The 21,625-nt window shown below is 72.1% G+C and carries 16 protein-coding genes; 4 read left to right on the forward strand and 12 right to left on the reverse strand.

The annotated features are described in order from the left end of the window. The first annotated feature begins 38 nt into the window (after positions 1–38). The 3 genes from msrB (at position 39) to ACH4S8_RS14630 (ending at position 4,360) form a co-directional block, all read left to right on the forward strand. The gene (gene msrB / locus ACH4S8_RS14620; RefSeq protein WP_398393658.1) at positions 39–446 is read left to right on the forward strand and encodes a peptide-methionine (R)-S-oxide reductase MsrB; all 408 of its coding nucleotides are present in this window, start codon (positions 39–41) and stop codon (positions 444–446) included. Positions 447–520: 74 nt separating this feature from the next. Further along, positions 521–1,882, forward strand: coding sequence for an SWIM zinc finger domain-containing protein (locus ACH4S8_RS14625; protein ID WP_398394108.1), 1,362 nt, complete (start codon positions 521–523; stop codon positions 1,880–1,882). 57 nt (positions 1,883–1,939) lie between these two features. Beyond that, entirely contained in the window at positions 1,940–4,360 is a 2,421-nt protein-coding gene (locus tag ACH4S8_RS14630; RefSeq protein ID WP_398393660.1) for a DUF4132 domain-containing protein, read from the forward strand. 7 nt (positions 4,361–4,367) lie between these two features. On the opposite strand, the gene ACH4S8_RS14635 is transcribed toward ACH4S8_RS14630, so the two are convergent. The 11 genes from ACH4S8_RS14635 to ACH4S8_RS14685 form a co-directional block, all read right to left on the reverse strand. Then, positions 4,368–5,756: a DUF6177 family protein gene (locus ACH4S8_RS14635; protein WP_398393662.1), complete on the reverse strand. Its 1,389-nt coding sequence runs from the start codon at positions 5,754–5,756 to the stop codon at positions 4,368–4,370. Further along, complete coding sequence (gene eccCa / locus ACH4S8_RS14640) at positions 5,753–9,736, reverse strand: type VII secretion protein EccCa (RefSeq protein ID WP_398393664.1); 3,984 nt, start codon at positions 9,734–9,736, stop codon at positions 5,753–5,755. Before eccCa ends, ACH4S8_RS14635 begins: the two co-directional genes overlap by 4 nt. Positions 9,737–9,779: 43 nt before the next feature. After that, a complete protein-coding gene (locus tag ACH4S8_RS14645; protein WP_398393666.1) occupies positions 9,780–10,940 on the reverse strand; it encodes a hypothetical protein in 1,161 nt (386 codons plus the stop codon). A 9-nt stretch (positions 10,941–10,949) separates the two neighbouring features. After that, positions 10,950–12,332: a type VII secretion integral membrane protein EccD gene (eccD, locus tag ACH4S8_RS14650; RefSeq protein ID WP_398393668.1), complete on the reverse strand. Its 1,383-nt coding sequence runs from the start codon at positions 12,330–12,332 to the stop codon at positions 10,950–10,952. A 13-nt stretch (positions 12,333–12,345) separates the two neighbouring features. Next, positions 12,346–12,639: a hypothetical protein gene (locus ACH4S8_RS14655; RefSeq protein WP_398393670.1), complete on the reverse strand. Its 294-nt coding sequence runs from the start codon at positions 12,637–12,639 to the stop codon at positions 12,346–12,348. Position 12,640: 1 nt separating this feature from the next. Further along, positions 12,641–13,504 (reverse strand): immunity 49 family protein, encoded by an 864-nt coding sequence (locus ACH4S8_RS14660; RefSeq protein WP_398393672.1) that lies wholly within the window; start codon positions 13,502–13,504, stop codon positions 12,641–12,643. Positions 13,505–13,515: 11 nt separating this feature from the next. Beyond that, a complete protein-coding gene (locus ACH4S8_RS14665) occupies positions 13,516–16,008 on the reverse strand; it encodes a hypothetical protein (protein ID WP_398393674.1) in 2,493 nt (830 codons plus the stop codon). Next, the gene (locus tag ACH4S8_RS14670) at positions 16,005–16,394 is read right to left on the reverse strand and encodes a DUF6507 family protein (protein ID WP_398393676.1); all 390 of its coding nucleotides are present in this window, start codon (positions 16,392–16,394) and stop codon (positions 16,005–16,007) included. Before ACH4S8_RS14670 ends, ACH4S8_RS14665 begins: the two co-directional genes overlap by 4 nt. Positions 16,395–16,466: 72 nt before the next feature. Beyond that, on the reverse strand, positions 16,467–16,778 hold the full coding sequence (locus ACH4S8_RS14675) for a pore-forming ESAT-6 family protein (protein WP_398393678.1): 312 nt from the start codon (positions 16,776–16,778) through the stop codon (positions 16,467–16,469). A 23-nt stretch (positions 16,779–16,801) separates the two neighbouring features. Next, on the reverse strand, positions 16,802–17,134 hold the full coding sequence (locus ACH4S8_RS14680; protein ID WP_398393680.1) for a hypothetical protein: 333 nt from the start codon (positions 17,132–17,134) through the stop codon (positions 16,802–16,804). A 262-nt stretch (positions 17,135–17,396) separates the two neighbouring features. Then, entirely contained in the window at positions 17,397–18,455 is a 1,059-nt protein-coding gene (locus ACH4S8_RS14685; protein WP_398393682.1) for a YbhN family protein, read from the reverse strand. Between the two features lie 601 nt (positions 18,456–19,056). Between ACH4S8_RS14685 and ACH4S8_RS14690 the strand changes: the two genes are divergently transcribed. Further along, positions 19,057–20,550 carry a YhgE/Pip domain-containing protein gene (locus tag ACH4S8_RS14690; protein WP_398393684.1) on the forward strand — a complete coding sequence of 498 codons (1,494 nt, stop codon included), beginning with the start codon at positions 19,057–19,059 and terminating at the stop codon, positions 20,548–20,550. Positions 20,551–20,602: 52 nt separating this feature from the next. Here the strand turns inward: ACH4S8_RS14690 and ACH4S8_RS14695 are convergent, their stop codons facing one another. Beyond that, positions 20,603–21,529, reverse strand: a complete 927-nt coding sequence (locus ACH4S8_RS14695; protein ID WP_398393686.1) for a LysR family transcriptional regulator — start codon at positions 21,527–21,529, stop codon at positions 20,603–20,605. Between the last annotated feature and the right edge of the window lie 96 nt (positions 21,530–21,625).

A 21,625-nucleotide genomic window follows, 5' to 3' on the forward strand; every position in this document is an offset into this window, starting at 1 on the left:
CCCCAGCGGGCCTCCTTGAGAGCGAGGGGTTGAGCTTCATGTCGTACGACATCGAAAAGCCGGACGAGCAGTGGCGCGCGGAGCTGACCCCGGCCGAGTACACGGTGCTGCGCAAGGCGGGCACCGAGCCCGCCTTCACCGGCGAGTACACCGACACCAAGGCGAAGGGCGTCTACTCCTGCCGCGCCTGCGGCGCCGAACTCTTCACCTCCACGGAGAAGTTCGAGTCGCACTGCGGCTGGCCGTCCTTCTACGACCCGAAGGACTCCGACGCCGTCGAGCTGATCCAGGACCGGTCGCACGGCATGGTGCGCACGGAGGTGCGCTGCGCCCGCTGCGGTTCGCACCTCGGCCACGTCTTCGACGGCGAGGGCTATCCGACGCCGACGGACCAGCGGTACTGCATCAACAGCATCTCGCTGCGGCTGACGCCGGACGAGGGCTGACCACGGAGAGCGTCCCCCCGGCCCACGGGCCGAGGGGGGCATCGACCGCATGACCGCAGCCGGGCGGGGGAACGATCCGCGGTCTGACCGAGGCGAGCCTCAAGCAGCCGGCCGGTGCCCGTTCCTTCGAACGCGGCCTCGGGTACCTCGACGCGGTGTCCGGAGTCGAGGTCGGTGACGGCTGGGTCACCGCGACCGTTCACGGCACCGAACGGTACGAGGTGGAACCGACCCTGGACGGTCCCGGAGGACTGGGCGGCGGGTGCGACTGCCCGTTCGGCCTGGAGGGCAACTCCTGCAAGCACCTGGTCGCCCTCGGCCTGAGCATGCTCGCCCGGCGGGAGAGCCTGCCGGGGCAGCGGAAGGCGGCCCGGGAGCGCGCGCGGGGTCTCGACGGATGGCTGTCCGCCCTGTCCAAGGACGAGTTGCTCGCCGTGCTGCGGGAACAGATCGAGAAGGACCGGCAGTTGCGGCGGCGCCTGGAACTGCGGGCCGCGAGCGTGCACGGGGACCTTGCCGCCGTCCGGGCCCGCATCCGCGATCTGCTCGACATCGGCCCCTTCGCGCAGTACGGCCACGTCGAGTACGCCGATGCCCGCGCCTATGCGGACCAGGCCGGACAGGCGGTCTCCGCGATCAGGACACTGATCGGTTCAGGCCGGGCCGCCGACGCGATCACCCTGGCACAGGAGGCGGTGCGGCTGTCGGCCGAGGCCGTGGGGAGCGTCGACGACTCGGACGGCCGGCTCGGGCAGACCGGCGCGGACCTCGCCGACGCCCACCTCGAAGCGTGCCGGGCGGCACCCCCCGACCCCGAAGAGCTCGCGCGCCGGCTGGTCGGCCATGTGCTCGGTGACGTCGACGACGGCCTGACGGACATCGACCCGATCGATTACGAGGATGCCCTCGGTGAAGAGGGAACGGCAGCCCTGCGCCAGTCGGCCGTCGAGGCGTGGCGCGGCAATCGTCGCGGCTGGGCGGAGAAGCACCTGATGGAGCGCGTGGCCAAGGCGGGAGGCGATGTCGACACGGTGATCGCCGTCCACGCGGCCGACCTCGCGCCGAACGGCCACACGCACCTGATCATCGCCCGCGAACTGGACACCGCCCGGCGCTGCGACGAGGCCCTGCACTGGGCGGAACGCGGCATCCGGGAATCCCGGGACCTCTCCGCCGTCGACACCGCCCTCGCCGACCAGGCACGTGCCGGCCGTCCGGCCGACGCGCTCGGCGTCTACCTGCGCCTGGCCGAGCCACTGACCACGCAGACCGGCAACACGGTCTACGGGCAGTTCGTCGCCCTGCTGCTGAACATCCGCGACTGCCACCGCCGCCCGGGCACGGAGGACGAGTTCGCCGCATACGTCACGGCCCTGCGCGCCGCCCGGAAACGCGAGCGGAACCTGCTGCGCCTGATGGACGAGCACGGCATGTGAACCGGACGGTGTCATCGGGCTGATCGCGTTGTCAGACCCCTCTGCCATCATCTCGCCATGTTCGACGACGCTTCGGTGGCCGGAGCCGACGACGCCAGGGCTTTCCCGACGCTCGATGAGAGGGGAAGCCCGATGGACCTCACAGCCCGGCTCATGCGCGCGCTGACCGATCCGGACTTCGCACTCGACGAGTGGGACGGGTACCCGGATCTGGCGCAGGTCTCCGACGAGGAGCTCGGCAGCCTGCTCGTGACGGCCTATCGGGTGGGCATCTCGGCCCCGCGTCCGATGGCGACGGCCCGCTTCGCGGTCGAGCGCGCGGCCGAGAAACGGCCGCCGCGCTATACGCCCGACGCGTGCCGCCGGATGTTCGAGGCACTCGCCGAAAAATGCGCGGAGCATGGCTGGGTGGACCTCAACAGAGGCCTGGACACGCTGGAGCGATGTACGGGGCCGCTGCCCGACCTGTCCGGACCGGCCCGCGCCCTGGTCGGGTTGTGGCTGGAGAAGGACACCGTGCGTCAGCCGTACGCGCTGCTCGCGGTCGCGGGGCTCGCCGGCGAGGGGACGCTGCGCGCGGCCGTGGAGCGACTGTCCCGCGATGTGGGCCCCATCCTGGCGGACGAGACCGCCGTCGTCGCCGGTCTCGGCCCGGCCGGACGGGCGTTGCTGTCCGCGATCACCCGGGACCACAGATTCCTCTCGACGCCTGCGCACGCATGGCACGCGTTGGCCGACATTCCCGCCTACGTGGCGTTCGCCCGTCGCGCGCTGGACGCGGCAGCCGACCGCACCGACGCGATCCGGGCGGGCGAGATCCCCTACCGGGCGGACAAGGCGTTCACCGAGCGCGAGATCACCACGCTCGGACAGGCCCTGCGGGTGGCGTTGCTGCGCGACGAGCCCTGGCTGCCGGAGCTGTTCGAGCGACTGCTGCCCGGCGTCGCCCTCGCCCCGACGACGGCGAGGACACTTCCGTCGCAAGCCCTGTTGTACGAGGTGGTGCGCGCCGCGCAGGACTTCCCGACGCCCGAGTCGGTGTCCGCGATCCGCACCGTGCGCCGGACCGTCCGGCACGCCGGGGTGCCCAGACAACTCGACAGGATGCTCAAGAAGGCCGACACGGCCCTGGCCGAGCGCACCGAGGTGGCGCTACGGCTGCCGCGGCTGGATTTCGACACCGAACCCGTCGGCGACTCCGCCGCGGGCGGCGTCCTGCGCCGACCGGCCGGGGGCTATCGGGCCGTCGTCACGGTCACCGACACCGCCACGTTGACCTGGGAGAAGGAGGGCAGTCCGCTGCGCGGTGTCCCGGCGCCGGTCCGCCGCGATCACGCCGACCTGGTCAAGGAACTGCGCGACCTGGTGAAACGGGTGAACGCCCACCTCCGCACCCTCGTACGCGCGCTGGAGGGCGGCTTCACCGTCGACGCCGTCCATCCCTACGGCCGGTGGCGCACCGAGTTGGCCGGGCACCCCCTCGCCCGGACCCTCGTACGTCGGCTGATCTGGGAGATCGAGGTCGCCCCCGGCGCGTGGCGGGCCGTACTGCCCGAAACGGACGAAGGCCTCCCCGATGCGCCCGACGACGCCTCGGTACGGCTCTGGCACCCCATCCGCTCCGAGCCGGACACCGTGCGGGCCTGGCGGGATCTCCTCCTCGAACGGAGGATCCGGCAGCCGTTCAAACAGGCCTTCCGCGAGATCTACCTCCTCACCCCCGCCGAGGAGCGGACCCGCGTCCACTCCAACCGCTTCGCCGCGCACCTCGTCCACTACCGCACGATGTTCGCCCTGTTCAGGGCCCGTGGATGGAAGAGCGACCTGCTCGGCCCCTGGGACGGCGGGGACGCCGACGAGGCCGAGCGCACCCTGGCGGCCGGGGAGTGGCGGGTCCGCTTCTTCCACACCTGGGCCGACCGGTCCGGCGACGGCGAACTGGCCTCGACCGATCAGGTGCGCTTCGACCGCCGGGTGGCGGGCGCCTGGCAGGAGGCGCCGCTCGCGGACGTGCCGCCCCTGGTGTTCAGCGAGGCGATGCGGGACGTGGACCTCTTCGTCGGCGTGAGCTCGATCGCCACCGACCCCGACTGGACCGACGCCGGCCCCCGGCGCGCCTACTGGGAGCGGGCCTCCTTCGCCGAACTGACCGAGAGCGCCGAGGCGCGCCGCGACGTCCTGGAGCGGATCCTGCCCCGCCTGGGAGTCGCCGACCGGTGCACGCTCGACGGCCGCTTCCTGATCGTCCGCGGCGATCTGCGCACGTACAAGATCCATCTGGGGTCGGCCAACATCCTGATGGAACCGGACGACAGCTACCTGTGCATCGTCCCGGCACGGAGCCCGGGGAACGGCAAGGTCTTCCTGCCGTTCGAGGACGACCGGCTGTCGCTGATCCTCAGCAAGGCGCTGCTGCTCGCGGCCGACAGCGAGATCACCGACGAGGCCATCCTCACGCAGATCGAGCGAGGCGCCTGACGGTGCGTCATGAGACCTGTTCCAGATGCCGGGTGATCCGGTTGAGGGCCTCCCGGCCGCGGGGGTCGGTGCCGTCGCCGAGGGGGTAGTGGAGCGCGGGCCTGGCCCCAGGGCCGAGTTGGGTGGGCCGGACGTCGACGGGGGGCCGGCGGGCGTGCGTGAGACCGATGCCGGCGACGTCGTCGGGCCCCAGGGTGAGGGAGTGGGGGACGGGCGGCGCTTCGAGGCGTGGGGGCGTGGTGAGGTCGCGGCGGGCCCGGCGCAGCGAGGTGAGCATCGTGGCCAGGCCGTGGTCGGTGACCAGTGTCTCGGCGAGCGCCTCGACGGCCGCGAGCGGTGGGGTCTCGTCCGCGCGGTAGCCGAGGGTGAGTCTGACGTCCTCCTCCACGCCCGCCGCCGTGCGGATCACGCGCATCGTGGCGATCGCCGGGCGGTCGGGGTGGCCGACGGCGATCACCTGCGTGGGCTCCGGAGCCCGGTCGCGGGCGAGGCCGGTCAACTGGCGCGGTGACCAGGGCAGGCCGACAGGCTCTGCCGTGCCCCAGCCCGCGGGGGGAGCCCCGGTCAGGGTCTTCCAGACCGTTTCGAGTGCGCGGCCGAGAACCAGGTGCTCGTCCGCGGGACGCACGGTGCGCAGCGCCACGACGACCTGCTGTTCGGTGGACGGCGACACGTCGGCGAACGCCTCGGCCACGGTCGGTCTGCCGTCCGTGGTGAGGGCGGGCGCGAAGGTGCCGTTCTGCCAGCGCAGTACGGCACCGGACAGACCGTCGTAGTAGCCGCAGTCCGGGTCCTGGACGACCCAGCGGTTGGGGATCCGGGCGAGTGTGGTGTGGGCGGGCAGGCTCAGCCGCACGTGGGGCGGGGTGACGATCTGCAGGGCGCGGCCCGCCGAGGACGTCGCGCGCAGGACGGCCGAGAGCCATGAGGTCAGGGCGACCACGGGCCGGTCGATCAGGACGACGGCCGTGCTGTCGGTCAGTACGTCCACGGCGGGCTGTCCGTCGGCCGGTGCGGGAACGGCGGAGACGTCGACGACCTCGGTGGTGGCCGTGCCGGGTGGCCAGGTGGTTCCGCCCAGCAACGAGCTGAGGCGCCCACACACGGAACCGGCAAGGCGCTCGGCCTCGGGAACGGCGGTGGAGGCACGGGCCTCGGTCCACCAGAAGGGCACGGGGGCATCGCTGCCGAGGAGCCGGAGGGCCTCGCCGGGCACCTGTACGAGAACCGGCGCCTCGACGGACACGAGGGGGCGTCCGCCGGGCCCGCAGAGCTGGACGACCGCGCCGTCGGCCGCCGTCGCGATGTCCACCCCGGGGCCGCCCGCGTACAACCCGGCCAGCAGGGCCCAGGTGTCGGGCATCTTCGGGGTGAGGGCGATGACGTCCTTGGTCATGACTGCTCGGCCTCTTCGTCGGTCAGCGCGGTCTGGATGAGCTGGTGGTGGCGGCCCCGGCGGACGAGGGTGCCGCGGCCGGGCGGTTGAGCGGAGGCGTACAGGCCGGGGAAGAGCTGGCCCTCGGTGCGGTCGCCGGTCATGAGGAGGGCGGTGGTGCCGGTCTCGCGCAGGGTGGTCAGCAGGGGTTCGTACAGGGCACGGGAGGACCCGGCGGTGCGGCGGGCGATGACGAAGTGGAGGCCGATGTCCTGGGCGGAGGAGACGTACGGCAGGAAGGGGGCGAGGGGTTGCAGGCCGGCGGTCGTGAGGACGTCGTAGTCGTCGACCAGGATCACGATCCGCGGTCCGGTGAACGAGGGCTCCGTATCGGCCGCGTCCGGGTCCGCGGTCTCCGGCAGGCGTTTCTCCAGCTCGGCCGCGATGCCGGTGGCCAGGGCGGCGGCCAGCTTCGCGTTGTGGGCGTAGCCGCCGCGGTACGGCTCCGGGACCACGCCGCGCAGACCGCGGCGTGGGTCGAAGACGCCGAAGACCAGTTCGTCGTCGCCGTATCGGTCGACGAGTTGGCGGGTTATCAGTTTCAGCAGGTTGGTCTTTCCGCACTCGTTGTCGCCCAGGACCAGCAGGTGCTGGTCGCTCCCGAAGAGGTCCAGCAGGGCGGGGGCCAGGGCGTCCTGGTCGACGCCGAGCGGCACGCGCCGGGGCTCGGCGGCCAGGGACGGCAGCTGTGCCGCGCGCAGTCGGGTCGGCAACACCCGTACAGGAGAGGCGAGTTCACCGTGCCAGGTGGCGTGGATCGTTCGCGCGGCCTCTTCCAGCGCCGGGCCGAGGCCGCCCGTGGACGGAGACGAGTCGACACGGGGCAGCGCGACCTGGGCGAACAGCCTGCCGTCGGTCAGGACGCGGCCCGGGGTGTCGGGGGAAAGCGTCTGGGACAGTTTGCGGTCGATGGAGGAGTCGGCCGGGTCGTTGAGCCGGAGTTCGACGCGGGTGCCGAAGAGGGACTGGGTGGCGATACGGACGTCGTTCCAGCGCAGCATCCCGGCGACGACGTGGATGCCGTAGCCCCCGCCGCGCTTGAGAAGGTCGGCCACGGCGTCGTCGAGCGCGGCGAACTCGTCGCGCAGCGCGCCGAATCCGTCGATGAGGAGCACGATGTCGGTGGAGCCGAGCTCGGACAGTCGTCCCTTGCCGCGCAGGTGGCGCAGCTGGTCGACGGAGTCGATGCCGTGCGTGCGGAAGATCTCCTCACGCTCGTTGAGCATGGTGCGGACCTCGGCGACGGTCCGGGCGGCCCGTTCGTGGTCGGCGCGCCCGGCGATACCGCCGACGTGCGGCAGACCGGCCAGCGCCGACAGGCCGCCGCCGACCAGGTCGAGGCCGTAGACGGCGACGTCGTACGGGGTGTGGGTCGTGGCCAGCGACAGTGCGAGGGTGCGCAGGAGGGTGGTCTTGCCCGACTGCGGGCCGCCGATGACCGCCGCGTGACCGCCCGCGACCGTCAGGTCCAGCAGCCACCGGCCCTGCCACTGACTGGCCGGATCGTCGAGGATGCCCAGGGGAGCCTGCATCGCCGCCGCCCGTCCGGCGAGGTGCAGCCCGCGCTCCGACACCTGTACCGGCCCCGCGGCGGCGTCCAGTGTGATGGCGGAGGGCAGCGGCGGAAGCCAGATTCTCCGCACCGGCGGTGCGGCGGTGGCGAGTTGGCCGACCATGACCGACATCACGCTCGGCCCGGTCTCCCTCTTGGCCGCCGTGGGTTCCTCCGCGGCGGCCGCCTGGGATCCGTCGAGCGCGTTGAAGGCGGGGTAGAGCCGGGCGAGCGGCTCGTCGCCCTCGTCCTCCAGGAGCGCCGGGCCGCGGTGGGCGCCGGAGACGTACCCCGCCTTGAACCGTTCGTACGTGGAGGTGTCGACCTTCAGATAGCCGAAGCCCGGCAGCGGCGGCAGGTGGAAGGCGTCGGTGGTGTCCAGGACGGTGCGCGACTCGTCGGCGGAGAAGGTGCGCAGACCCAGCCTGTACGACAGGTACGTGTCCAGACCCTTGAGTTTGCCGCCCTCGATGCGCTGGCTGGACAGCAGCAGATGGACGCCGATCGAGCGGCCGATGCGGCCGATCGACAGGAACAGATCGATGAAGTCCGGCTTGGCGGTGATCAGTTCGCCGAACTCGTCGATGACGACGAACAGGTGCGGCAGCGCTTCGAGGTCGGGGCGCCCGGTGGCGCGCAGGGCGGCGTAGTGGCCGATGTCGGCGACGTTGCCGGCGTCCTTGAGGACCTGCTGGCGGCGCTTGACCTCACCGGCGAGGCTGCTGTGGACGCGTTCGACGAGTCCGGCCTGGTTCTCCAGGTTGGTGATCACGCCGGCAACGTGCGGGAGTTCGGTGAACGGGGCGAAGGTGGCGCCGCCCTTGTAGTCGACCAGGACGAGGGACAGGTCCTCGGGGGAGTGGGTGGCGGTGAGCGCGAGGACGAGGGTGCGCAGCAGTTCGCTCTTGCCGGAGCCGGTCGCGCCCACGCAGAGCCCGTGCGGGCCCATGCCGAGTTCGGAGGACTCCTTCAGGTCCAGCAGCACCGGCCCGTGACTGTCCGTCAAGCCGATGGGCACGCGCAGGAAATCGCGCTCGCCGCGCGGCGCCCACAGCCGGGGCATGTCCAGGGCGGCCGGGTCCTCGATGCCCAGCAGGCCGGGGAAGTCCACCGGTCCGGAGACGGGGGTTCCCTCGGCCGCGGACTCCGCCGACAGTCTCAGCGGCGTCAGCAGACGCGCGATCCCTTCGGCGCCCGGGGCGCTGACCGCGTCCGACGTCCCGTGGGCGACGGCTGCCGAACGCAGGTCCTCGACGGCGATCCGGTCGCCGTCGACGGTGATGCGGATCGTCACCCGATCCGGCTCGTGCACCTGCCGTTCCAGCAGGTGCAGCACGGTGACGCCCATGTCCGGCAGGTCGACGGCCGCGTCCGGGCGGGGCAGTTCGGCCGCCGTCTCCCCGTACTCGTCGCTGACGACCAGCAGTCGGCCGGCCAGCCGCAGCGAGTCCCGGTCCGACAGTCCGAGCCGCACCTCCGCCGCGTACGAGGCACGCTGCCGCAGATCCCGGCGGCACAGTGCCGCCAACTGGACGAGGTCGGGGGTGATCCGGCGGGCGGCGACCGGACCGTCGCGCTCTGACGGATCGAGTACGTGGGGCAGCCATTTGGCCCACTCCCACTCGGCCAGACGCTCACCGGGTACGCCGAGCGCGACGGCGACGTCGTCCGGGGCGTGCGTGACGGCGGTCTGGATCAGCAGCGCGCGGGCGACCCGCAGCACGCCCTCACGGTCCCCGACGACGCTGACGTCGCCGGCCCGGTCCAGCGGCACGGTGAGCGGGAAGTCCGTCGCCGTGGCGAACCGGTTCCGCAGTGCACGGGCCTCGTTGAGCATGAACGGGTCCGGCGGGGTCAGTGCCCCGCCCGTACTGTTCTCCCCGACCACCAGATCCTGTACCGGTACGTCCCCGGTACCCACCCTCACCCGAAGGAAGTCCGTGTCCTGGCGGCGCCGTTCCCACAACCGCGCCGGATCGCGGGCGAGGTCGTACAGGGCCTCCGGGGGAGGGTCGAGGACCCGGGACCGGCGGCGCAGCTCCCGCTCGCCCGTGCCGAACTCCTCGCGGAGCTCCTCGAGGTAGTCCAGATACCGTTCGCGCTGGGTGCGGCGGGTGCGCTGGGCCTTGCCCCGCTGGGACAGGAACAGCGCGACCGCGCCCAGGAGCGCGAAGACCAGCACGAGCGCGCCGAGGGCGGCGAACTGGCTGTTGCGGATGATGGTCATCATCACGACGGAGCTGATGACTCCGGCCATGGGCAGCAGCGCGGTCGCCGCGTTGCCCGTCCTGCCCTCCGGCAGGTTGGGCGGCGGTTCGATCGTGCGCGGCCGGGCGGGGGCGAGGGGCCGGGTGGAGCGCGCGGGCCGGTGGATGAGGCGCTGGGTCACGGACGGACCCTTTCTCGTACGGGTCCTGAAGCCTGGTGTGCGGTCATCGCACCCTCACCGCACGCCGCATCGCCTCCGCGGCGAGCCGGACCGCGGCGTCGCGGGTGGCCTCGCCGAGCATGTCGGTGAGGATGGGGCCGCCTCCGGCCAGATGACGGTCGTAGGGGAGCGGTACGACGGTGACTCCCGTCTCCCGCAGATGCGCGGCGGCTGCCTTCGCGTCGAGGATCAGGTCGGGTGAGTTGGCGGTGAGGGCGACCACGGTCGAGGTCAGGGCCGAGTGCGGCAGCTGGGCCAGCCAGTCCAGGACCAGACGAGTGCCGTTCACGCCTTCGGCGGTCGTCGGAGCCACGACCACCCGGGCGTGGGCGGTGTCCATGGCCGTACGCGCCACGTCACCGGGCAGGCATTCGCAGTCCACCACCGTCACCGCGAAATAGCGCCGCAGTGCCAGCGTGACCGTGCGGTAGGTGCGTACGTCCAGCGGGGCGCCGACGCGTCCCCGGCTCGCGGGCAGCAGCCAGCCCCCGCCGGCCACCGGTGCCAAGTAGCCGGTGACCTCGTTGAGTTGCATCGAGGGAGTGAGGATCCGTGCCAGATCGGCGCAGGACCAGCGCACCGACTCGGCGCCCATCCGCACGGGGAGGGTGCCGAGGGCGGTATCGGCCTCCAGCGTGAGTACCGGATCGTGCCGGTAGTGGTTGAAGGTCCGGCCCAGCAGGGCGGAGACGGTCGACTTGCCCACTCCGCCCCGGATCGATGTCACCGCGATCACTCGTCCCGTGGTGACCGGCTGCTGCAACTCCTCCGCGATCCATGTCTGTTCGGCCACCCTCTGGGCCGCCGACGCGGTGAGCTTGCGCAGCGAGCGGCCCGTGCGCCGCGTCATGGAGTCCCCGTGCTGGGGGCGGCCCAGGGCGTGGGCGAGGCGCGGGTCGATGGTGGGGACGGATTCCGGGGTGGGCAGGGGGACACGAGGGTCCTGCGGAGCGCGCACCGCGGGCCGCGGCTCGGGGGCGGGGCCCGGGGGCCGGGCCGGGAGATCCGGGTGCTGCCCCGATGCCACGTCGGCACGGCCGGGACGCGGACCGGCGGGTGGAGCGGGGGGTACGAGCGGTGGCCGCGGCTCCGTCCGGCGGACCGGGCCGTCGGGCTGCCCCAACTCGCTCAGCACGTCCCGCTGCCAGTCTCCTTCCTGTGCCATGTCCGCCCCCTAGACGAAGGTGTCGAGCAGTCGCCCGTACACGCCGAACACCCCGAGGAGCAGCGGGAACAGGGCGATCACACCGACGGACTCGATCGCGTCACCGGCGCGCCGCAGCCGTACGCGCACGTGCTCGGCCGGCTGCACCGCGAGTACCGCCAACGGCAGCACCGCCAGCGCGGCGAGGACCGCCAGCGGCCCCGTCGCGGTGGACCGCTCCAGCCACACCGAGATCAGCCGCACGGCGAGCACGGCTCCGGTCGCGAGGAGTGCCACGACCTCGGCGACCAGCGGAAAGGCGCGTGCCCGCATCGCGAGCACCACGGCCGTGACGGCGGCGAGCAGCACCGTCCACACCGACGGGGACCGCAGCGCGAGCACGCCGGCCACGGCCGCCGACACGGCCATCGTGATCGTGGCGAGTGCCAGCCCCCGGTGTGTGGCGGCGAGGGCCGCGGACACCTGGTACCTGCTCACCGAGACACCGCTCGACCGCCGGTCGTCGAGACCGGACAGCCCCGAGGCCATCAGGGCCAGCCGCGGCAGCACGCCCAGTACCACCACCGAGACGACCACGACGAGCGCCCCGGCGCGGGCCTGTCCGGCCGCGGTCCCCGCACCCGACTGCAGCGCCGCGGCGGCCTGCCAGCACAGGGTGCATCCGGTCACGGCCGCGGCACCGACCAGCCCGCCGCGTCCCAAAGGCGTGAACCGGCCGAGCAGGAGGAGCGTCACGACGACGGCCACGGCCGTGGCCGTCAGCCGCGTCGTGCCCGGCCAGGAGTGCGCGTCGGCCAGCGTCCACGCGCCGAGCACGCCCAGCACGCCGTTGACGGCGATCAGGGTGGTGGCCAGACCGTGCCGCCCGGCGCGCCCGAGCAGGGCGCCGGCGAGTGCCGACACCGCGGCGAGGGCGAGCAGCACCCCGCCGACGACCGCGTGCGCGTACGCGTCCCGGGCGAAGAGCCCGCCGGCCGCCGCCCATCCGACGCTCGCGAGCCCCGCCACGATCCGCCGTGAGGCCGGCCGCCACCGCCAGGCGCGTACATCGAGATCCCCGGCCACCTCGTCGGTGACGTCGTGCACCATGGGCGCCGAGGGCGCGTCCTCCGCCCGTACCAGCCGCAGCACCGCGCCGTCCGGGACACCGGCCGACTCCAGCGTGCTGTCGTGCGCGAGCGCGGAACCGCCCGCGGTCAGGAGATGCCGCAGCTCGGGGGTGCCCGCCACCCGGTCGTCCAACAACCGCATGACTTCCGGCAGCAGCAGCCCGACCGGCTCCTGGGACGGCAGCACGAGGTCGACCCGCCGCCGCTCCCCGACCAGCGTGACCCGGCTCAACGCCGTACGCCCACCGGTCGTCGTACGACTCGTGGCCCCCGCAGATATCACGCGTTCGAACCTATCATCGAGAAGAAGAGGGTACGGAGGGCGAAGAAGGCTGCACCGAGGCTCCCGGCGAGGGCTGCACCGAACTCCCGTACGGGCTCTTCCCGATCACCCGGTGCGACACGAACGACCACCCGACACACCCGGCGCACAACACGGCCGCGATCACGACTCCGGCGAACACCTTCCCCAGCCGTTCGTCCACCGATCGCCGCTGCCGCTGTGTCCCGAACAGCAGGGCGTCCCTGAGCCGTCGGCGTCGTACCGAAACCGACTCCAGCAGTTGGCTGTCGTAGTCCTGTGCCGTCATGTCACGTCTCGAACTCGCCGAGCCAGCTGCGGTCGAGAAGGTTCTCGGGGAGGTACTCGGACTCCACCTCGACGGGGCGTCCGGCGTCGAAGGCGAGACAGGCGATGGCCAGGGGGGCGAGCGCGACGTCGCCGGTGAGGCTCCCGTCGTCCTCCTGCGCCGTCCAGTAGGCCTTGTGCAGCTCGACCGCCTGCACCAGTGCCTGGTTGAACTTGTCCGGGTCCTGGTCGATGAACCGGTAGAAGAGGTTGAGCGGCGGATACAGGACCTTGAGCATCATGTCGCGGTCGACGAACCGGAGGGTGTCGGGGTCGGTCCCGTCGAACGCGGCGACGAGCTTCTCACCGAGGCCGGGGCGCTCCAGCCAGTACGTCTGGAGCGCGTCCACCCAGTCGTAGATGTAATCCTCGAACACCGCGCCCGAGGCGCGCAGCAACTCGAGGGGCACATTGCAGAGTTGGGTCATCCGGGCCTGGTCGCGGCAGATGACCGCCAGCCAGAAGGCCTCCAGCCACGTCCCGGCGTTCGCGAAGTGCTTCACCCCGCAGGCGGGGATCGTCCGCCTCTTGTGCGCGATCATGCACTCGACCGTCGTCCCTTCGGGCGCGGTGGCCGAGGCGAAGAGGGCGGAGCCGACCTGCATGGCGGCCACCCAGGCCTCCCAGGTCTCGCTCTTGTTCGCGGTGGGGTCGTAGAGGCAGTGGAGCTGGGCGGTGCTCTGGGCGCTGCTGAAGGCCGTGTCGAAGCCGTCCGGGTACTCCTCCAGGTCGTCGATGCGCTTGAGGGCACGGCCATCGGCCCATTGCAGGTGCCACACCGGGTCCGGGTGCGCCTCGAACGGAGGCCTGGAGATTGTCGTCGGCATTGACCGCTTCCTCATGAGATGTCGAACTGCTTCATCTGGTACCCAGCGTACTTAGGGCCGTCGGACTGCGCCTTGACCAGGATGTAGTCGACCTTGCCCCTCGTGAGGGCCGTGTCGAGCTCCTCGGCCAGCGCTGCTTCGGCTGGGTCGCTCTTCCGGACCGCTCTCTTGTCCATCTCCTTCAAGATGGTCTGGAAGTACTCCTTGGTCCCCTGCGTGACCAGCTGTCCGCTGCGTCCCTTGCGGACGCCGAGGCTCGCCCTCTCGGACCCCTTCGCCTCGACGACCACATAGCGTCCGTCCTTGGTCTTGTAGACCTGGTCGAACCGGTTGTTCCCGAGTGCTCCGTCGTCAAGACGCTCGGCGCCGGGGTAGTGCTCGGGTATCGCGTGGTGTTCGGCGACGTTCTCGCCGAACATCTCGCTCTGGCGGCTCATGTCGCCGTGCAGAGGCGAATGTGCCGCATCCGCGCGCTCCATGGCGTCGGCCAGGTCCTGCGTGGGGTGGGCCGCGTACGCCTTCTCCGCGGCCTTCAGCCGGTCCTCCGCGGCTGTGTCCGCCGCGATGGCGTTGTCACGCTTGGCGGCCTGTTCGTCGAGGTGCTTCAGGGCGTCGGCGCCCGCCGCCGACCTGTGCCCGAGGATGGGCTTGGAGTGCAGGTACTTCTCCGCGATCGCCGGTGGCAGGTCGCTGGACGCGATCCACTTGCCCGGGTGGTAGGGGTCGGGGACCAGTTGCGGCAGCCGCTGCCCGTAGCCGCCGTCGGCCTTGGAGATGCGCCGGTAGCCGTTGGAGCGGAAGTGCTTCTTGAACCAGCCGGGATCGTTGTTGGCGCGCTCCACCTGGCGCTGTGTGATCTCCTTCGGGCTGGGCGGCGGCTCGTGACCGTGCGGCGCCTGCCCGTCGTGCCCTCCGCCCGTGCCGGACCCGGAGCCCCCGTGCTGTGCGGGAACGTGGCCGCCGTCACCGCCGGCGCCACCGGATCCGTGGTCGCCGCCGGTCGCGTGTCCCCCGTGCTGGGGTGCCGTCGTGTGGTCGCCGGTGTGGGTGGTCCCGCCGGTGTGGCCGCCTGTGTGCGTGGCCTCGCCGGCGTGCGCGGTCGCGTTGTCCCCGGCCCCGACGAGGCTCGGCTCGCGGTGGGCGAGGTTGTTCTCGAGCATGGCCCGGTCGGCGGCCGACAGTTCGACGTGGGCCGCGGCCTTGGTGCCGTCCGCCTTGACGACGGAACCGTCGTCGAGGTTGAGACGGGTGCCGTCCGGCCATTCGATGTGATGTCCGACCACGACCGGAACGTTCTCGGCGGTCTTGAGGATGCTGCCGTCGGGCTGGACCTTGCCCGCGCCGGTGATGACGTCGGTGTACGCGCCGGTGTGGACGTTCTTGAGGCTGGTGAAGAGGTCGGCGACCTTCACGGTGCCGAACTTGGCGGCCTTGCCGATGTAGGTGATCGGGTCGACGAGCCTGCCGGCCTTGCCGAGGACGGAGAGGGTACGGGCCGCGGCGCCGCCCTTGGCGGCGGCTCCCGCGCCGTCGGTGAAGATGGCGGTGAGGACGTTGAAGGTGACGGCGCCGGAGGCGCGGGCCGGGTTCTTGCCCCACTCGTCGTAGGCGACCAGTGCCTTGCCCGTCTCCTTCACGGCGTTGCGGGAGTCCCGTAGATAGGAGGGGAGTACGTCGTCGGGAGCCATCCAATAGGCGGTCGCGAGCGGCGTGGTGCTGATGGCGAGGCCCGTGGCCAGCTTGCCCAGCCCGTCCCAGGCCTGGCCCATGGCGTCCAGTCCGTCGAAACCGACCAGCGTGCCCAGTCCCTTGACGGTGCCCCACACGCCGTCGACGACGAAGCCCTTGCCGAACTCCCAGGCCTGATGGCCGAGCCAGTCCAGTCCGTGGCGCTCCTTCTCGACCGTCTTGCCCCAGGGCAGGTCCTCGGACTGGTCGAGGACATCCGCCGTGAAGCCGTACAGGGACTGGTCCCGGTGCAGCAACCGCTTGGCGGCGCCGTCCTCCATGATCAGCGTGGAGCCGCCGACCAGGGCGGTGATCTTGTTGTGGCAGGTGATCTCGGCCTGCCAGAACGCTGCCGTGGTGGTGCTGACGTCGTGCACCAGATCGTTGTTGAGGGAGACGTTGTCGTCGTCCTCGCGCCAGTGGTCGTCGCCCGAGATGTCCGCCCGGAAGGCGGTGGCCCGCTCCTGGAGGCTCTTGAGCTTGGTCACCAGCGGCCGGATCTCGTCCTGGTAGGCGCTCAGAGCGGCGCCCACCTTCTCCAGGTCGTCCGCGAACGCGTCCGACTTGGTGGCCACGGGAGCGGTGGTGGCGAACAACTGGTCCGCCTCGGGCGCCGCGTAGAACGCCGACAGCCCCTGGAACGTGGAGTGCACGTTCGCCCCGGACACCCGGAAGACGGACGCCTCGGCGCCCAGGACCACCGCGTCCAGGCCCAACTGCTCCACGTCGCCGGTGAACTGGGGGATCCCGGACGGATCTATCAGATCCGAGCTCACTTCGCCCCCTGCTTCCCGCCCGCCCCGGGCAGGTCGATCCGGGGCTCCTTGAGTGCCTCCTGCTGGGCCTGCGCGGCCATCTCCAGGTCGCCCGTGATGTAGTGGTTGGTGGCCGTGGCCGCCCCGTTGATCGAGTTCGAGGTACGTTCCGCCACGTACATCAGGTCCTTCTGATACGCGTCGAAGAACTCACCCAGCGCCGCCGCCACCGGCCCCTGGGTCCCGCTCTTCTCCACGCCGCCCTGTTCGATGGTGCCCGCCGAACTCGCCGCGCTCGGCACGGTCTTCTCCAGTGCCTTACCGGTGTTCGACAGCCCCTCGGCCGCGGTGGCGGTGTTGGTGAGGACGCCCTTCACCCCCGAGGGAGAGATGTCCCAAGCCGTCACGAAAAGCCCCCGTATTCCCGTACGTCGAACCGCCGCCGGTCAACGGCGGCCTGATGCCCTTGCCGGTGCCGGTCAGCCGATGTTGTCGACGGCCGCCCGCGCCTTGGCCATGGTCGACTGCGCGGTGCCGTCGTTCTGCTCCAGCGTGGTGCGGACGAGGCGGATGATGTCGCGGACCTCGTTCGCGGCGCGGTTCCAGCGCATTTCCTTGCCGTGGTACTCGTCGGCGACACCGTCGGCCGTGAAGTCGGCCATCGCGGCCTTCACCGCGCGGTCGCGGTCGCCGAGGACGCGCTCCAACTGGCCGATGACACCCTGCAGACTGCCCTGCACCTCGGTGGAGGCACCGGTGTCGTACGAGCGGCGGTCCTGGTTCTGCCCCATGGTCGAGTTCCCCTCGTGTCTGTTCAGCGAGCGCCGAAGCGGGCGGCGTCGAAGTTGGACTGCCCCATGTTCTGGTGGGCGTTGTCCTCCTGCTCCAGATCGCCGGAGCCGAACGCGGTGTCCATGCCGCCCTGGCCGCCCAGAATCGCGCCCAGCGAACCGTTCAGCGCGCTCGTGATCTCGTCCGTGTGCGCCTTGAACGAGTCGAACGCGGCCTTGCCCGCCCCGTTGAACTTCCCCTCCAGCGGCTCCGCCGCCTGGACCAGCCACTGGATCAGTGTGCCCAGGTCCTCCGTCGAACCGACCGTGCTCTTGCCGAGATCCGCCAGGGTCGACGACCCCATGTCGAACTTCATTGACCCGCCCCCGTGTTCATCGTGTTTGCACGTCGCCACTCTTCGGCCGTTGCCAACGCTCGGACGTTCGACAGCGGAGACGCTCCCGTGTGCCGGAACAGTTCCCGCGTGTCACGTACGTCTCATGGCATATCGAACACCTTGTCGCACCGCACGTTGCAGGCGCAACGCGATAAGGCGTCAAGTGGCCTGTTCCACACCATGAGTTGGCTCACCGCGTGTCTGACCCGGCCGATCGCCCCGTCTCCGTTCCGGCTTTCGCTCACAGCACTTTGCGGTGCACCAGGGCCGAAAGGATCAGCGTGCCCGGGATCAGCGGGATCCAGACCGTCAGGACGCGGTAGGCGATGACGGTGGCCGTCGAGAGGCCCGTCGGGGCGCCCAGCGCGACCATGGTGAAGACCAGGGCCGCGTCCACCGGGCCGATGCCGCCCGGCGCGGGTACGGCGCCGGCGGCGGTACTGGCGAGCAGCAGCGCGAACACCACCTGCGCCCACGACAACGGCAGCCCGAGGGAGAAGCCGACCGAGGCGATCACGCTCCCCTGGAGCACCGGGGCGGCGGCCGACCCGCCCCAGAGGGCCAGGACCCGGCCGGGCCGGGTGTGCAGGATCCGTACATCGGTCAGCGCGGTGCGAAGGAAGTCGAGGGCCGGGCGGCGCAGCGGACGGACGACCGCCAGGAGCAGACAGGCGGCCGTGAGGGCGAGTGCCACGGTGCCCGCCGCCGACAGCAGTGTCGTGCGGTCCGGGGTCAGTCGGCCGAGCCCCCGGGTGTCTTCGAGGGCCAGGAGGAAGAAGATCAGCACCGGGATCCGCGCCACCGGCTTGACCAGCGAGTACAGGGCGAGCGACGCGGTGGCGCGGGCCAGCGGGATGCCTCGGCCCTGGAGGAAGCGCAGGGTGACGGCGTGGGCGCCGATGCTCGACGGAAGGACGAGGTTGGCGGCGCCGGCGGCGAGCTGCGACGCCAGCAGCAGCCCGGGCGGCAGCCTCTCCGGCAGGGCGCCCTGCCGGATGCACGCGGCGACCACCCAGCCCAGCAGGGTGAAGAGGATGCCTGCGAGCAGCCACCGGGGATCGGCGTCGGCCAGCCGCCCGGCGCCGTCACGCCAGGCGCTCCGGTCCAATGCCGCCCAGGTTCCGATGACCAGCAGGGGGAGCAGTGCGAGCACCAGGCGGGCGGGGCGGGTGAGGAACGTGAGGCGGGTCGCGGAGCCCGAACGGGTGACGCACGACGCGTCGCCGGGTGCGGGTGCGGGTGACGGTGTGGCTGTGGTGACGGCTGGTGTGGGGAGGCTGTCGAGCGGGGGCAGGGACACGGCGCACGTCGTCCTTCCGCGTCACGCCCGGGTACGGACGGACGGATCCGAGGCGATGCAACGGGGACGGGGAACACGTTCCCGTCCGGTGTGACGCCACGGTGTCCGGGAGTGGAAGCGGGACCACCGTGTGAGCGACACGGCCGGAGACGCCGGCCGCGTGACGAACGTACGACCCGAACGGTGACCGCGCGACCGCAGAATCCGGCCCCCGGAAGGTGAGGGTCCGGCCTCGGGGCGGCGAAGGCCTCCGGGGCGCGAAGGCTTCGGGGGGAAGGCTTCCGGGGCACGAAAGCCTCGGGGTGGTGAAGGTATGCGAGGTGCGTGGGCGCGGGGGGTGAAGGCCTCCGGGGCGCGAAGGCTTCGGGGTGGTGAAGCTTCGGCGTGGTGAAGGCCTCGGCGGGGCGGCGGGCGGGGATCCGGTCCGGTCTGTCGGCGGACGTCGTCGTGCGAAGCGTGGACCGCCGTCGCGGGTACGGCGAGTCGCCGTCCGTGACCCGCGCGCACCCCCGATCCTGGCCTGACGCGCGGCCCCGGACTCCCCGGCCGGGGGCCGTGCGCTCATCGCCGCCCCGTGCCGCCCCGGAACCTACGGAGAACCATGGACGCCGACAGCAACCACCCCGCGGACGACGGCGGCGGGGAGCCCCTGGGCAGATCGGGTGGTGGCGGAGACGCCCCGGGACCTGGTGATCACGGCACGCGCCCCGGCGGCCCCGGCGGCACGAATCGCGGCGGCGGCGCGAACGGCGGCGCGGGCGCGGACGGCCGCGGGGGTGTCTCCGGCGGAGGCGCGGCCGGTGCCCCCGTCCAGGCCCGCGCCGCGACGCTCCTGCGCCGTCCGAAGCTGTGGCTGGTGCCCACCGTGCTGACGGGGCTGCTCGCGCTGCTGCTGTCGCTGCTCTACATGGGCGGCATCGTCAACCCGAACGGGCATCTGCGTGATCTGCCGATCGGCCTGGTCAACGAGGACACCGGGAAACCGCCGCCCGGGCAGCGGCAGAACGTGGGCACCCAGGTCACCGCGGCCATCGCCGCGAGCGACACCGGCGGCGCGGCGCACTGGCGCAGACTCACCGGCGCGCAGGCCCAGGACCAGCTCTCCTCCGGCAAGATCTACGGAGCCCTCGTCGTCCCCGCGGACTTCACCGACTCCCTGACCGCCCTGACCACGGCGAACGCCACGGTCCGGCCCACGATGACGGTACTGACCAACCCCGGTACGGGCAGCCTCGGTTCGTCCATCGCCGCCCGGATCACCACGGCCGTGGCCCAGCAGACCTCCACGACCATCGGGAAACAGCTCACGGCGTCCCCGGTGACCGCGACGGCGGATTCCACCACCCGGCTGCTCCTCGCCGATCCCGTCCGGGTCGTCACCCGCATCGGGCACCCCATCGGCGCGCACAGCGGCCTCGGGCTCAGCGCGTTCTACTACACCCTGCTCCTGGTGCTCGCCGGGTTCCTCGGCGGCAACCTCATCAGCACCGGTGTCGACACGGCCCTCGGCTACGCCGACAACGAGATCGGCCCCTGGCACACCCGCCGCCCGACCGTGCCGATCAACCGCACCCAGACCCTGCTCCTGAAGATGGTCATGACCGCCGGGATCACCGTGCTCACGGTGTCCCTGGTCATGCTGGCCACCGTCGCGATCCTCGGTATGGACGCCACCCATCTGCCGCTGCTGTGGATCTACTCCTACTGTGCGAGCCTCGCCGTCGGACTGGGCGTCCAGGCGATCAACGCGGCGTTCGGCGGGATCGGGCAGCTCGTGTCCATGTTCGTGTTCATCGTGCTGGGCCTGCCGTCCTCGGGCGCCACCGTCCCGCTGCAGGCGGTCCCCGGCTTCTACCGGTTCCTGTCCGTCTTCGAGCCCATGCGCCAGCTCAGCGACGGGGTGCGCGCCATCCTCTTCTTCGACGCGCGGGCGGACGCCGGGCTCGGCCGCGCCTGGCTCATGATCGCCGTCGGTGCCGCGCTCGCCCTCGTCTTCGGCTTCGCGATGACCCGCTACTACGACCGCAAGGGCCTGGACCGGCTGACCCCCCAGCCGCCCGTCCGCCCGGCCGCCCCGCCCGCGGCCCCCGCCTGACCGGGCCGACGCACGCGGTGGAGGCCGTCCTCGGGTCATGTGCCGCGGGAGTTCAGGCCAGGTGCCGCAGGAGTGCGGCGACCGCGGGCGGGGCGTCGCCGCGGGGGCGGACCAGCATGATCTTCCAGTGCGGCGCGTGCCGGGCGAAGGCGTGGGTCCTGAGGCCGGGGAACCGTCCCGCGACCGAGGCGGGCAGGACGCAGACGCCCAGGTCGCCTCGGACGAGCTCGGCCGCGGCCAGGACGTCGTCGACCTCGAAGGCGCTCTCCCGCTCCACACCCGCGGCGCGGAAGGCCCGGTCCACGCAGAGGCGGATCGCCCGGCCCGGAGCGAAGTCCACCAGCGGCAGCCGGGCGGCCTCGGCGAGGGTGACCGTGCCGTCCTCCGGGCCGGTGCCGTCCTCCAGGCCGGTGTTGTCCTCCGGGCCGGTTCCGCCCTCCGGCCCGGTTCCGGTGAGCCCGCGCTGCGGGGCGGACACCAGCACCATCTCCTCGTACGACAGCAGCCGGGTCACCAGACCGCGCTGCCGCAGCCGGTCGAGCGCGACCACGGCCAGGTCGGCGGTGCCCTCGCGCAGCGCGTGCCGTATGTCGGCCGGGGACGACTGCCGCAGTCGCACCGTCACGCCCGGATGCTCGGCCCGCAGCGCGGCCAGCGGCCGGTGGAGGTCGGCCCACACGCCCTGCGACGTGGCGATCGTGATCGTGCCCCGCAGCTGCCCCTGGACCAGGCCGACGGCCGCCCGCGCCTGTTCCGCCGCCCGCAGCGCGGCGCGCGCCGCCGGGACGAAGACCTCGCCCGCCGGGGTCAGGAACACCCGGTGCGTGGTGCGGTCGAACAGCGGAGTGCCCAGCTCCCGCTCCAGCGTGAGGACGGTGCTCGACACGGCGGACTGCACGACGCGCAGCCGCTGGGCCGCCGCGGTGAAACCGCCCTCCTCGGCCACCGCGACCACGACCTCCATCTGCCGCAGATCCATCTCCACTCCCGGGGCAGCGGCCCGCTTCGGCCGGGTTCCCGTCCTCTACCGATTGTCCCAGGCCGTGATCGGCCGCGGGGTGCGGCGGCAAGGGGA

The organism is Streptomyces sp. NPDC021080, assembly GCF_044333225.1.
GTDB lineage: Bacteria > Actinomycetota > Actinomycetes > Streptomycetales > Streptomycetaceae > Streptomyces.

Bases quoted from the DNA above. Each gene is read 5' to 3' on its own strand.
- ACH4S8_RS14635 (WP_398393662.1), bottom strand. From the start codon at position 5,756: ATGACCAAGGACGTCATCGCCCTCACCCCGAAGATGCCCGACACCTGG.
- ACH4S8_RS14630 (WP_398393660.1), top strand. From the start codon at position 1,940: ATGTTCGACGACGCTTCGGTGGCCGGAGCCGACGACGCCAGGGCTTTC.
- ACH4S8_RS14660 (WP_398393672.1), bottom strand. From the start codon at position 13,504: ATGCCGACGACAATCTCCAGGCCTCCGTTCGAGGCGCACCCGGACCCG.
- ACH4S8_RS14690 (WP_398393684.1), top strand. From the start codon at position 19,057: ATGGACGCCGACAGCAACCACCCCGCGGACGACGGCGGCGGGGAGCCC.
- msrB (WP_398393658.1), top strand. From the start codon at position 39: ATGTCGTACGACATCGAAAAGCCGGACGAGCAGTGGCGCGCGGAGCTG.
- ACH4S8_RS14645 (WP_398393666.1), bottom strand. From the start codon at position 10,940: ATGGCACAGGAAGGAGACTGGCAGCGGGACGTGCTGAGCGAGTTGGGG.
- ACH4S8_RS14680 (WP_398393680.1), bottom strand. From the start codon at position 17,134: ATGAAGTTCGACATGGGGTCGTCGACCCTGGCGGATCTCGGCAAGAGC.
- ACH4S8_RS14675 (WP_398393678.1), bottom strand. From the start codon at position 16,778: ATGGGGCAGAACCAGGACCGCCGCTCGTACGACACCGGTGCCTCCACC.
- ACH4S8_RS14655 (WP_398393670.1), bottom strand. From the start codon at position 12,639: ATGACGGCACAGGACTACGACAGCCAACTGCTGGAGTCGGTTTCGGTA.
- ACH4S8_RS14695 (WP_398393686.1), bottom strand. From the start codon at position 21,529: ATGGATCTGCGGCAGATGGAGGTCGTGGTCGCGGTGGCCGAGGAGGGC.